This is a genomic window from Hyalangium sp., assembly GCF_035629615.1.
Taxonomy (GTDB): domain Bacteria; phylum Myxococcota; class Myxococcia; order Myxococcales; family Myxococcaceae; genus Hyalangium.
The window spans coordinates 1-13,064 of record NZ_DASPHO010000732.1; the positions used below are offsets into that span (position 1 = coordinate 1).

The 13,064-nt window shown below is 69.4% G+C and carries 9 protein-coding genes; 4 read left to right on the top strand and 5 right to left on the bottom strand.

Annotated elements, in window-relative coordinates:
- Both VD972_RS36445 and VD972_RS36450 read left to right on the top strand, forming a co-directional pair.
- Nucleotides 1-772 (top strand): ABC transporter permease (locus VD972_RS36445; RefSeq protein WP_324993428.1); only part of this gene is annotated, 772 nt, incomplete at its 5' end.
- A 23-nt stretch (nucleotides 773-795) separates the two neighbouring features.
- Nucleotides 796-1,854, top strand: coding sequence for an ABC transporter ATP-binding protein (locus VD972_RS36450; protein ID WP_324993429.1), 1,059 nt, complete (start codon nucleotides 796-798; stop codon nucleotides 1,852-1,854).
- Between the two features lie 29 nt (nucleotides 1,855-1,883).
- On the opposite strand, the gene miaA is transcribed toward VD972_RS36450, so the two are convergent.
- The 4 genes from miaA to VD972_RS36470 all read right to left on the bottom strand — a co-directional run bounded on the left by miaA (nucleotide 1,884) and on the right by VD972_RS36470 (nucleotide 5,714).
- Nucleotides 1,884-2,780, bottom strand: coding sequence for a tRNA (adenosine(37)-N6)-dimethylallyltransferase MiaA (miaA, locus tag VD972_RS36455; RefSeq protein ID WP_324993430.1), 897 nt, complete (start codon nucleotides 2,778-2,780; stop codon nucleotides 1,884-1,886).
- A gap of 142 nt (nucleotides 2,781-2,922) precedes the next feature.
- Complete coding sequence (locus VD972_RS36460; RefSeq protein WP_324993431.1) at nucleotides 2,923-3,348, bottom strand: hypothetical protein; 426 nt, start codon at nucleotides 3,346-3,348, stop codon at nucleotides 2,923-2,925.
- Between the two features lie 114 nt (nucleotides 3,349-3,462).
- A complete protein-coding gene (locus tag VD972_RS36465) occupies nucleotides 3,463-4,359 on the bottom strand; it encodes a hypothetical protein (RefSeq protein ID WP_324993432.1) in 897 nt (298 codons plus the stop codon).
- A gap of 80 nt (nucleotides 4,360-4,439) precedes the next feature.
- Entirely contained in the window at nucleotides 4,440-5,714 is a 1,275-nt protein-coding gene (locus VD972_RS36470) for a sigma 54-interacting transcriptional regulator (RefSeq protein WP_324993433.1), read from the bottom strand.
- A 451-nt stretch (nucleotides 5,715-6,165) separates the two neighbouring features.
- Here VD972_RS36470 and VD972_RS36475 point away from each other — a divergent pair, with 451 nt between their 5' ends.
- Nucleotides 6,166-7,269, top strand: a complete 1,104-nt coding sequence (locus tag VD972_RS36475) for an ADYC domain-containing protein (protein ID WP_324993434.1) — start codon at nucleotides 6,166-6,168, stop codon at nucleotides 7,267-7,269.
- Here the strand turns inward: VD972_RS36475 and VD972_RS36480 are convergent.
- Nucleotides 7,266-10,529 carry a protein kinase domain-containing protein gene (locus VD972_RS36480; protein WP_324993435.1) on the bottom strand — a complete coding sequence of 1,088 codons (3,264 nt, stop codon included), beginning with the start codon at nucleotides 10,527-10,529 and terminating at the stop codon, nucleotides 7,266-7,268. The genes VD972_RS36475 and VD972_RS36480 overlap by 4 nt on opposite strands.
- 120 nt (nucleotides 10,530-10,649) lie before the next feature.
- Between VD972_RS36480 and VD972_RS36485 the strand changes: the two genes are divergently transcribed.
- On the top strand, nucleotides 10,650-13,064 hold a 2,415-nt coding region (locus VD972_RS36485), incomplete at its 3' end, for a serine/threonine-protein kinase (RefSeq protein WP_324993436.1).

Genomic DNA, 13,064 nt, shown 5'->3' on the forward strand with positions numbered 1-13,064 from the left:
GGGTGCCTCCCGCGTCACGCTGCCGGTGGCGCTCGGGCGCTGGCGCCTTCCAGCCTTGGCCCTGTGCGGCGCGGGGGTGGCATTCGGGGTGGGACTGCCCGTGGGCATCCTTGTCTACTGGACCGCGCAGGGGCTCGCGGCGGGGGGAGCCGAGGTGCTCGGGCCCGCGGTGAACTCCGTGCTCGCCTCGGGGCTCGGCGCGCTTCTCGCGGTGGTGGCGGCGCTCCCTCTGGCCGTGCTCGGGGCCCGCTTCCCGGGCTTGCTCGCGACGGTGCTGGAGCGCACCGCCTACGTGGGCTACGCGCTGCCGCCCATCGTCCTGGCGCTCTCGCTGGTCTTCTTCGGCATCCACGCCACGCCCTTCCTCTACGGCACCCTGGCCATGCTCCTGCTGGCCTACCTGGTGCGCTTCCTTCCTCAAGCCGTGGGCACGCTGCGGACAGCCCTGCTCCAGATCTCCCCGCACCTGACCGAGGCCGCGGCCACGCTGGGACACCCCCCTGCCTTCGTCCTCGCCCGCATCACCGCGCCGCTCATGGCACCGGGCCTGCTCGCTGGCGCGGCGCTCGTCTTCCTCACCGCCATGAAGGAGCTCCCCGCCACGCTGCTGCTGGCGCCCATTGGCTTCGACACGCTCGCTACGCGCGTCTGGAGCGCCACCGCGGAAGGACTGTTCGCCCAGGCCGCGCCCCCCGCCTTGCTGTTGATGGCCGTCTCCGGGCTGGGCGTAGGCCTGCTGCTCTCCCAGGAGGAGCGTGCGAATCCCGGATGACGGGATAGTGTGCCCACCTCGCGATGCCGCTGCTCTCGATTGACCAGGTCACCCTCCGCTACACCGCTGGTGGCACCGCCGCGGTGGACGGGCTCAGCCTCGCGCTCGAGCCGGGAGAGACCGTGGCCCTGCTGGGTCCCTCCGGCTGCGGCAAGACGACGATGCTGCGGCTCATCGCGGGCTTCGAGCGCCCGGACACTGGCCGCATCACCCTGGAGGAGCGCGTCCTCGCCGGCCCTGGCACCTTCGTACCGCCGGATCAGCGCCGCGTGGGCATGGTGTTCCAGGACTTCGCCCTCTTCCCGCACCTCTCCGTGCTGGACAACGTCACCTTCGGGCTGAAGCCGCTCCCACGTCGCGAGCAGGAGCCCCGCGCCCGCGCCATGCTGGAGCTGTTCGGGCTGGGGGACTTCGAGGCGCGCATGCCGCATGAGCTCTCCGGCGGCCAGCAACAGCGGGTGGCGCTGGCTCGGGCGCTGGCACCTGGGCCGAGGATGCTGCTGCTCGATGAGGCCTTCTCCAGCCTCGACGCCGCGCTGCGGGCCTCCACCCGCCTCGAGGTGCGCCGGGTGCTCATGTCCCTGAAGACCACCGTGCTGCTCGTCACGCACGATCAGTCCGAGGCCATGGCCTTCGCGGACCGGCTGGCGGTGATGCGCGCGGGGAAGGTGGAGCAGGTGGGGTCCCCCGAGTCCCTCTACCAGGCTCCGCGCAACGCCTTCGTGGCCTCATTCCTCGGGGGCACCAACCTGCTGCCCGGCAGCGCTTCCGGCACTGAGGCGCAGACCCGCCTGGGCGGGGTCCCCCTCTCGGGGCCCGCCCAGGGGCAGGTGCTCCTGTCCCTGCGACCGGAGGCCCTCCTGCTGGTGGCGGACACGGGGGCAGCGGCGCCGGGAGGCAGCCTGCGCGCGGAGATTCTGACGCGCGAGTTCCAGGGCCACATGATCGAGTTCACCGTACGGTGCGGAGAGCGGGAGCTGAAGGTGCGCGGCGCCCCGGAGCTTCCGCTGCGTCCGGGCGACAGCGCTCGCTTGGAGGTGGTGGGCCAGGCAGTGGTGCTTGAGGAAGCTGCCCCGCCATGAAGGACGGGGCTCCCTCACAAGGGTGAGGTTCAGCTCCCCAGGTTGTGCAGCACGTCGTAGGGAGGGGCCACGTGCACCGCGCCGGGCTCCTTGCGGAACCACGTGAGCTGCCGCTTGGCGTAGCGGCGCGTCTCTTGCGCCGTTTCCTGGATGGCCTCCTCCTGGGTCATCCGGCCCTCGACGACGGAGCGGGCCTGCACGTACCCCACGCTCCTCATGGGCGCCGCGTCCGCGTAGCCGCGCGCCAGCAGCTCCCGCGTCTCCTCCACGAGCCCCCGCGCGAACATGGCCTCCGTGCGCGCGTTGATCGTGGCGTAGAGCTGCTCCCGAGGCGGCTCCAGCACGAACATCCGGAAGGGATACCGGTCCGGCGCAAAGCCGTGCTCCCGACGCCATTGCGAGGCGGGGATGCCCGTCTGGGCGTGGATCTCCAAGGCGCGGATGACGCGGACCAGATCCTGGGCAGGCAGCTTCCCGGCGGTCTCCGGATCCACCTCCGCGAGCTTGCGGTGCACGGCCTCCCGGCCCTCAGCCACCGCCAACGCCTCCAGCGAGGCGCGAAGAGAGGGATCCGCGCCCGGCGCCTCCACCACCCCGTGAAGCAGGATGCGCAGGTACAGGCCCGTGCCCCCCACGGCGAACACCGGCCGCCCCCGTGAGGTGATGTCCGCGATCGCCGCATCCGCCCGGCGCTGGTACTCCGCCGCCGAGAACGGCTCGAGCGGATCCACCACGGAGAGGACATGGTGAGGCACGGCCGCCAGCTCCTCGGGAGAGGGCTTGGCCGTGCCAATGTCGAAGGAGCGGTACACCTGCTGCGAGTCCGCGTTCACGATCTCCCCACCGGCGCGGCGGGCGAGCTCCACGGCGATGCCCGTCTTGCCCGAGGCCGTCGGACCGGCGATGACGGTGAGCAGCGGCTTCACGCGAGGCTCCAGGATGCGAGTGGAGCCAACCCCTCTCACTTCTTGCGAGCCATCGCAACCCCTGCGCTCACAAGACCCAGGAGTGCTACCGGCGCACCCCGGTGTCACGCTCGCTCCTGCCCGCTCTACCCACCCAGGAAGCTCACAGATCGTTGCAGCCACAGATCTCAGGCTGGTTGTTCAAGTACTCATACTCCGTGCAGGACGTGCCTGCCGAGTTGACGCAGACACGAGAGCGATTCCGGAGATTTCGCTGGGAACCGCGATACTGACATCCATAGGCTTTACAAGCCGTAAGGCCGCAGCTGTACCAGTTCGACCAGCTCCCGCAGGAGACGGATCCTGCGCACGTCTTCGCCGCCTGGCAGGTCGAGGCCCCTTGAAGCAGCTCTTCCGGCAGCTTCGGGGCCTGGGAGAGCACGACGTCCATCATCTCCGGCGAGAGCTGCGTTCCATCGGCGATCCCCTTGAGCTCCACGGACGAGAGCGCCTCGTTCGTGTCCACCGGGCCACAGCCCACCAGCATGCCCAGCACCAGCGTTCCCACTGCGATCAGTCCGTAGTTCATGTGCGTTGTCTCCTGAGACTTCTGCGTTGTTGGTTGACGAGCGCGCCGCAGCGGACGGCGCGGTGAGGAAGGAGGAGCCCGTCCCCCCTGGTCACGGGCTCCTCGGAGCTGGCCCTACTCGCCGACGACGACCGTGATCTGCTTGAGCGTGGTGATGCCCTCGGGCACATGCACCACGCCGCCGAGCTCGAGTGTCGCGCCGGGGTAAAGCGCCTCAGCCAGGACTCCCTGGGACAGAACCTCCCGGAAGATGTTGGCGTACGGGTTGCCAGGATCGTTGGGATCCACGACGTCGTCCGGCCCCCAGTACCCACCCGCGGAGCCGCTGCTGCCATGGATCAGGGAGATGGGCGTTCCAGCCTCCAAGACGTGCCCGCTCACGTTCCGCAGCGCGAGCCGGACAGCATTGGCCTTGTAACCCTCCAGGGAGGAGCTCACCGGCTCCACCGTGGCCCTGCTCAGCTCCAGCGCCCCGGGCAGCGAGCTCGGAGAGAGGATGCGCAGCCAGTACCAAGGCTGGGGCTGGGGATCGAAGCTGAGCGCAATCTGTCCCCCGTCATGGAAGATGACGGTGAGGATGTGGTTGGCATCCGCGTGAAACCTCTGGGCGTAGGCTTCTACGGTGGTGCTCTCACCGACCCGGAGCGTCGGCAGCGTGCCCTGCGCCAGGGCCTCCGTGCCCAGCACCGCTCGCACGTTGGCGGGCGGAACCTGCGCCGTGGGATCTCCGTACCCCGCCCGATCCACCGCGGTGTGCGAGACGGTGAAGGGCATCCCCCCCTGCACCGTCTCCGCGCTCGCGTTGATGAGCGCGAACCGGATGCGGAAGCGATCGCCCTCGGGCTGGATGTTCCAGTCCTTCACCAGGATGCCGTGGTGGGGCCCATCGTACTTCCACCAGAAGGGATAGGGCGTCCCACACTCGTCCGTGTCCAAGCTGTTGGCACTGGCGACCAGCGGCAGGTGAACGAGCGCGAGCACCAGCAGCAACAGGGTGCGTTTGAGAGTCATGGCGGATCCTCCGTGCAGACCGGACGAGGTGTCCGGTTGCACAGAGGCATTGCAACGGAGGTGCCAGCGTCAGGCGGACCTCAGTCCTCGTCGCGCTCACCGCCTCCGGGTGCTGAGAGCGCGTGGCGCTCCAGCAGACGCCGCAGCTGCGTGCGGTGCATCCCAAGCGCGCGCGCGGTGGCCGTCACATTGCCGCCGTGCTGCCGCAAGGCCTCCTCGATGCGAGCACGCTCGTCGGCCCCCAAGGACTTTGCGCGGGCGGGCTCCTCTCGGGGCGCTCGTCGCTCCTCGGAGACTGCCTCGGCAACAGGCATGGTGGGCCCGAATGCAGTGCCCGCGGTGGGGCTCAGGTGGCGCGCCTCGGTCCGCTGCGCGCCTTGCATGAGGGCCGCCTGGGCCGCGCTGCGCGCCTCGACCAGGAGCTCTCGGACGTTGCCCGGCCAGGGCCGCAGCAGACAGGCCTCCACCAGCGTGACATGCAGCCCCTGCTCGGGAGAGATCTGCTGCACGGCTCGCTGGAGCAGCAGGGGGATCTCCTCGGGACGCTGCCGCAGCGGGGGCAGCGTCACCTGGGGACGGCCCATGCGGAAGTACAGGTCCTCTCGCAGCTTCCCCGCGGACACCCGCGCGCGCAGATCCTTGTTGCTCGCCGAGCAGACCAGGATGTCGACCTTCTTCGACTTCGAGCCTCCCAGGGGGAGCACCTCCCGGGTCTCGAGCACCCGCAGGAGCTTGGCCTGGACCCCCAGATCCAGCTCCACCACCTCGTCCAGGAACAGCGTGCCGCCATGGGCCGCCTGCAGGTAGCCCTCCGCGTCGTCGGCCCCCGAGTAGGCACCGCGCTTGGAACCAAAGAGGAGCCGCTCGGCGAGGCCCTGGGGGATCGCCGCGCAGTTGACCGCCACGAAGGGCCCCGCGCTCTGGGGGCCATGCTGGTGGAACGTCCGCGCCACGCCTTCCTTGCCCGCGCCGCTCTCCCCATGGATGTGCAGGGAGAACCCGAGCTTCGCTGCGCGAGTCACCTCCGCGAGCAGCTGCTGGAGCGCCGGCCCCCGCACGAAGCCCTCCACGAGCACGACGCCTTGCTTCTCCAGGGGGCTCACGTCCGCGCAGGGGACGAACAGCGAGTCCCCCATGCGGATGACCCGCCGCACCTCGCGAGGCGTCCCCGCGGGCAACGGCTCACCGTCCACGAAGGTGCCGTTCTGACTGCCCAGATCGATGACGTGGAAGTGCCGCCCGTCGAACTGGACACGGGCATGGCGGCGCGAGATTCGCGGGTCCTGCACCTCGCCCAGGACGGCCCCCCGTCCCAGCTCCAGGGCCTCCCCCCGCAGCGGCAGGGCCTGAGCCATGGCCCGCTCTCCAGAGAACAGCCGCAGCAACCCGGGGACGCGCTCCCCCTCGGAGGTGTTCCCGCCACTTGCGATCCCACTCGGCCGCAGAGTCGACCGGTCCTCTCCCATACCCCCATTCTAGGGGCCTGCCCCAGTGCCTCGCGAGCACGACGCAGCGGCGGCACACCGCTGGCACGGGGTGGCACATGGCACAGCTCGCTGTGCCTGTGCCTGTGCCTGCGGGCACCCCCTGGAGCGCTCCGTGTCGCTGCCGCCCACAGGGCCTCAGGTCCTCTCCCCTCCTCTGGCACGATCCCTGAAGCGAACATCCAGTGAACGGAAAGTCGTACACTTTCACTGAACGTAGAGCGCCATACTCCTAGAGCGAGGGATACACATGAACACATTCACGGACAGCGGACTCTGCAATCATGCGCCCAGGAAGCTGGCGACTGCCCTCATGGGCCTTGTGGCCGTCACGCTGGCAGCCGGCTGCGGCGAGCTCACTGAGGCGGAGGCCTTGTCCGCCCAGGAAGCGCCCATGAGGCGCCTGGATAACTGTCCCTCGGGCGAATGCACCAACCCCACCAATGGAAAGGGGATCTACGTCGCCGAGAGCGCGGGATACTGCATCCCCGTCCTCAGCCGGAAGTTCTTCTGCCCGGAGCGCTTCCACAATCAGTCCAACGGGACGGTGAATCTGATCGGGCAACTGATCGACGACACGGGGGTGCCTGTCCTCCCGTCGGAGGCCGTGCTCCAAGCCGACGGCGTGTGGACCGATGCGGGCATGGAGACGCACGCGAGCGTGACCGGCATCACTGCCAATTCGGACGGGCTCGTCGTCTCATTGAGCGGCGGCTCCGCCCCGCCGCAGGCCTCTGGGCAGGCCCTGCTCCATCTCACCATCGAGTTCTCGTGGGAGCTGCAGCATCTGTTCACGCTGAGGTTCCATCCCTCCGTGAAGGAGAACGACATCGCGCTGTACCAGGTCCAATACTTAGCGGCCGCGAGTCACTCGTGGAAGTCCTACTGTGCGGATGGCACCGGGACAGCAGCCTTCCTCCCTGACATGAAGGTCAGCGACACGAACGCCCGGATCGAGAGGGTCCCCACCCACGCTGGTGTCACCATGGGCTGCCGTACCGGCGCCATCGCCACCTGCATGGTCTGGGGCTACCACCCGTGGGGGGCCTCCGCCGGGGAGGAGAGCAGGGCCGACTTCCTCTATGGGGCCTGCCTGCAGGCAAAGCGCGCCGCCTATTTCATCGGGTCGGGTGATGGCAACAGCTACACCGTGCAGGGCACCCCCGTCGCTGTGCAAGACAACAAAGGGATCATGAATGTCTCCATGATCGGGGTTGAAGCCCTGTGGACACCCGACGGCGCGGTCTGCTTGAGCCCCGAGTTCCGGCGCAAGTCGACGCAGAGCGCCGACGAGCTCCCGGCCCTTCCCGGGGCCCTCCCCATACCGCCGTGCGACGCGGCGCTTCACCTTGCCGCCAGTACGGGCGGGCTGCAGGCTCTGCTGGGTGACGAAGCACCGCTCGCCACGGGACGGGTAGAGCTTTAGCGGATCTCCCGGGCGAGCTGCTCCTCCGCTTCTCGCAAGGGAGCTTCATACTCTCGGCGCAGGAGCGGGTTGAGCTCGAGGGCCCGCGCGAGCGCCGCTCGGGCCTGAAGGAGGGCCTCGCGGCGCGGCCCCGCCTCCCCCTCACGCCGCGCTCGTACCAGGAGCAGGCCCCCTCGAATGGCATGGGCGTGAGCCAGCCCCGGGTCGAGCCGGAGCGCCAGCTCCCCCTGCTTCAGCCCTTCGGCCACGGCGGTGAGCGCCTGGGCCGGAGCGGCAGTCTCCGCCCACAGCCAGTAGACGTGCGCCAGCTCCTGGTGACTCTCGTAGTAGGGGTACATCTCCACGGCCCGCCGCGCCGCAGTGAGGGCCTGCTGGAGGAGCGCTGCACCGGATCTCCCGCGCCGCTGCTCCCATACCGCAGCCGAGCGCTCGAGCCGCGCTCGCTCGACCCGACAGCCGACGCACCCCGGGGCATACCCGGTCGCACGCTCCAAGGCCTGCCGCCCCTGCTCGAGCAGGGGGCTCGGATCACGCCCCTCCTGAAGCGCATGGCGGGCCTCCAGCGAGAAGCTCATGGCTCGGTAGAGGTGCGTCCTCCCGTGCGCCGAGTTGATGCCCAAGGATCGATCCAGGGACTGGCGGACCCGGTCTATCGCGGGGCGCGGATCCTGGCCCACCTGGAGGAGGTAGCGCGCGTACGTCAGCTCCGCGCTGGCAGCTTCATTCATCACCCAGTAGTAGTTCGGATCCAGCAAGAGGCTCCGCTCCGCGGCCTCTCGTACCTTTCGGACCTCTTCCTCGGGGCTGAGCCCTCGTGAGAAGGCATACGTCGCCAGATCGTTGTAGGCGTTGGTCTGGTTCGCAAGCGCGTAGAGGTATTTCGGATCCGCCCGCGCCGCTTGCTCATACCAGCGGATCGCCTCCTGGTACGCCTCGCGTGGATCCTGGCCGTGCTCGCGCTGGTAGTCGCCCTGAGCGGAGTAGACCGTCCCCAGATCGTTGAGCGCCCAGGGGTGGTTGGGCTGGAGTTCGAGCCCCCGGGAGAGCTGAACGACGGCCTCCTTGCGCGAGCCGCTCGGATCCTGGCCCGTGCGAGCCTCGTGCTCCCCGCGCTTGGAGTACCCGATTCCCAGCGCGTCGTAGGCAGACACGTCATGGGGGTTCAGCTCCACGGCACGCCGGCCCGTGGCGATCCATTCCTCAAGGAGGGGCCCCACCTCCTGGACGTTGGACTGACCGAGACTCGCCCCGTACCGGCGCATCAGGACGTAGGCCTTCAGGGTGTAGCCCACCGAGCGCAGCGGCGCCGCCTGGATGCTCTTTTCGCTCGCTTCCAACGCACGCGACAAGGCCTGCTTTTGTGGCTTGCCCTGCTTCTCATCGAGCTCGGACTGCCGCAGCCACACCTCCGCCAGGGCCTCGTAGTTCACCGCGGCACTGCCCCCCAGCGCGATGGCTTGTCCGTAGAGCCGCGCCGCCTCCTGGAGACCGGCGTTCGCCGCGTCGTAGCTGCGCTCGAGCTGCTCCACCGCGCGGACCCGCGCCACGTCCCCGGCGAGCTTCCAGGCCTCGTGCAGCCAGGGAGCCTCCGAGGAGGCCTGCGCCGCGGACCGCGCCGCCTCGTCGTGCTGCCGACGGTAGAAGGCGATGAGCCCTTCCAGGTAGCGGGGGGACTCCAGCTCGACGCCCTGGCTGCGCTCGAGCGACTGAAGCGCCGGCTCGAGGTACTGCTGCTCGAGTTCCTTCTGGCGCGCGGCCAGCCAGTCCTTCTCGCCGCTGCGCCGGGCCTCCTCCATCGTCTGGTGGTACAGCTCCCCGAGCACCCGGCCCAGCGCGTAGTGCAACTCCGGTGAGTTGAGCCCCCGCTGCCGAGCACGAAGCAGGTGCTCGTGTGCCTTGTCGAACTCGTGCAGCGCCAGGTGGCCGCGGCCCAAGGCATAGGAGATGAGCCCTTCACCCGAGGCGCCCAGCCCCGTCCGCCGATCGGCCATCCGCTTCATCCGCTCGCGCACCAGTTGCTGCTCGCGCCCGGTGTCATGCAGCGGCAGCGCGTAGGACAGCCTCAGGAACCACTCGATCTCCTTGACCTCCTGGCCGAGCTGCTCGGCCAGCCGGGCCCGCTCCTCGGAGTGTTGCTGCGCCCACCTCGCCTGGAGCCACGACCGCACACCAAAGGTGGCCAGCACGAGGATGATCGCCATGGACGCCGCCGAGACGGCGACCAAGGCCCGGTGCTTGCGGGCGATCCTCCTCAGCCGGTACGGCAGGGATGGGCGCTGCCCGATGATCGGCTCGCCATCCAGGAAGCGCGCCAGATCCTCGGACAGCGCGCGCGCCGAGGGGTAGCGCTGGTGAGGCTCCTTGCTCAAACACTTGAGGACGATGATCTCCAGGTTGCGGTCGATCTGGGGCACGCGTGAGTGCAGCGACGGTGGCTCCTGGTAGAGCACCTTCTCCAGGGTGCCCACGAGCGTGGCATCCGTGAAGGGCGCCACTCCCACCAGCAGCTCGTACAGCGTGGCGCCCAGGCTGTAGACATCCGAGCGCCGATCGATGCTGCTCAGATCCCCGCGGGCCTGCTCCGGCGCCATGTACGAGGGCGTGCCCAGCAGCGCGCCCGACAGCGTGAGCCCGTGGCCGTGGCTGACGTCGTACGCCAGACCAAAGTCCATGACGACGGGGAAGTAGCGCCCGTTCTCGCCACGCTCAACCACGATGTTGGTGGGCTTGATGTCCCGGTGGATGACGCCCTGCTTGTGCGCCTCGTGGATCGCCGCGGCCACCTCCTGCAGCACCCTCACCTTCTCCGGCTGGGACATGCGGGTGGCCGCATGCTCCAGCCGCTGGCCCTCCACGAACTGCATGGCGATGTAGGCCTTCCCCTGGACCTCGCCGACCTCGTACACCTTGCAGATGTTCGGATGATCGATGCGGGCCTGCGCCCGAGCCTCCTGCAGGAACCGCATGACCAGATCGGGATCGGAGCCGCGGATGAACTTGAGCGCGACGATGCGGCCCAGGCGTCGATCCCGCGCCTTGTAGACCTCTCCCATCCCTCCGCGCCCAAGCAGCTCGACAAACTCGTAGCGCTCCCAGTTCGAGACGGGGAACCCCTCTCTGGATCCTGGCACGAGAGCGGGTGCCGGCACCGGGGCCGGCGCAGCCCCGGGCATCGTGGCGAGCTCCTCTTGCCCGAAGGCGGGCTTCTCCGGGATCAACGTAGGCTCGAGGCCCGGCTCTTCATCACCCCGATCCGGCATGGTGCCACGTTAGCAGACAGCCACCTGATCCTTTGGACACCCCGTCGGCATCTCAAAGCAGCCATGCCTCGGCTCGGGCTCTCGCGTGCTCTCGGCCCTTCCGCTAGCCTACTCCGCGCAATGGTTCATGCCTTTCCCCCGCGCGACACGCTTGCACCCGGAACCATCATCGCAGGCAGGTTTACGCTCCAACGCCTGGCAGGCCAGGGAGGGGCGGGCCTCGTCTACCAGGCGCGAGATTCCGTGAGCGGCCACCTGGTCGCGCTCAAGCTGCTGCACACGATCGCCGAGTCCGAGTCGGCTCGCCGCTTCGCCCGTGAGGCGGAGCTCCTCGCGCAGCTCCACCACCCTGGGATCGTCTCGTACGTCGCCCATGGCCTGACCGATGAGCGCCAGCCGTTCCTCGCCATGGAGTGGCTGGAGGGTGAGGATCTGTCGCGACGGCTGGCGCGCCAACCCCTCGGGCTCTCGGACACCCTGCTGTTGCTGCGCCGCGTCTCCGAGGTGCTCGCCGTCACCCACGCGCGCGGCATCGTCCACCGGGACATCAAGCCCTCCAACCTCTTCCTGCGCAGAGGGCGCGCGGTGGATGTGGTGCTGGTGGACTTCGGGCTGGCGCGCATCTCCGAGGCGTCCAGCGCGTTCACCGGCAGCGCCATGGTGCTGGGCACTCCCGGGTATATGGCCCCCGAGCAGGCCTCCAGCAAGCAGGACATCTCTCCCAGCGCCGACATCTTCTCCCTGGGCTGTGTGCTCTACGAGTGTCTCTCCGGGCAGGCTCCCTTCCGCGCCGCCCACATCGCGGCGGTGCTGGCCAAGATCCTCTTCACCGATCCGCCACCGCTCCGCACCCTTCGCGCCGAGCTGCCTGCTTCGCTCCAGGCGCTGGTGGACCGGATGCTGGCCAAGGATCCGGAGCAGCGGCTCGCGGACGGCCAGCAGCTGCAGCGGATGCTGGCGGAGCTGGACGTGCTGCCAGAGCTGCCGGCGCCCGAGGGACGAGGCACCGCCGCCGTGCCTCCCCGCCTGCCAAGCACCGAGCAGCACCTGGTCAGCGTGGTGCTCGCCACTCCCACTGTGTACTCCGGTGAGGCGCGCACGCTGAATCCGGACGAGGCGGTCCGCCTCCATGATCTGTTGTCCTCCCTCAAGAAGGAGCTGCGGGCCCACCGGGCGCGGGCGACCCTGCTGGTGGACGGCTCGCTGCTGGCCACCTTCCTGCTGGAGCACGGCACGGCCACGGACCAGGCCGCCCTGGCCGCTCACTGCGCCTTGTCCGTCAAGGAGCGCTGGCCGGAGAGCCTCGTCGCGCTCACCACGGGCCTGAGCCTGCGGAGCGCACCGATGCCGGTGGGCGAGGTGGTGGACAGGGCGGGAGAGCTCCTGCGTCACCTCGAGGGAGGCGCTGAGCTCGCCGACGCTCCGGTGATCCTGGATGAGACGACCGCGGGGCTGCTGGGCCCACGCTTCCAGCTCGACAAGACAGACTCTGGCAAGTTCGTCCTGCGCGGCGAGCACCTCAGCGTGGACGAGTCCCGCCCGCTGCTGGGCCGGCCTACTCGCTGCGTGGGACGAGAGCAGGAGCTGTCCTTGCTGGAGCTGGCCTTCGCCACCTGCATGGAGGACTCCACCGCCCGCGCGCTGCTCGTCACCGCGCCGGCGGGCACCGGCAAGTCCCGCCTGCGCTCGGAGTTCCTTCGCCGCCTGGAGCATCGCGGCCAGAAGACGCTCACCCTGTTCGGGCGCGGAGACCCGATGAACGCCGGCTCCGCCTACGGGCTGCTGGGACAGGCGGTGCGTCAGCTCTGTGGCGTGGTGGATCGGGAGCCGCTGGAGGTCCGTCGCGAGAAGCTCAGCCAGCGGCTCTCCCGGTACCTCCTGCCCGAGCAGATGAAGGACACCGTGGAGTTCCTGGGTGAGCTGTGCGGAGTACCCTTTCCCTCCGAAGACAGCCCCAAGCTGCACGCCGCGCGCGAGGATCCGCGGCTGATGAGCCTGCAGGTGGCGCGGGCCATGGTCGCGTTCCTCCGGGCGGAGTCCTCGCAGGGGCCCATGCTGCTGGTCCTGGAGGATCTGCACTGGAGTGATGCGCCCACCGTCAGGCTGGTGGATGAGGTGCTGCACGAGCTGAGCGACACGCCCCTCCTGGTGCTGGCCCTGGCGCGGCCGGAGGTGAAGGAGCTGTTCCCGGGGCTGTGGGCGCAGAGTCTTCAGGAGGTGCCGCTGCGGGGGCTGAGCCAGCGGGCCAGCACCCAGCTCGCACACGAGGTGCTGGGGCGGCAAGTGCCGGAGGCCCTCGTGTCGCGCCTGGTGGAGCAGGCCGCTGGCAATGCCCTGTTCCTGGAGGAGCTGATCCGCGGAGTCGCCGAGGGACGTGGAGAGGAGACACCCGGCACGGTGCTGGCGATCCTCCAGTCCCGGCTCCAGCGGCTGGAGCCCGAGCTGCGGCGCGTGCTGCGGGCCGCCAGCATCTTCGGGCGGACCTTCTGGCTGGGTGGAGTCAAGGCGTTGCTGGAGGGAGAGCTCTCCGCCGAG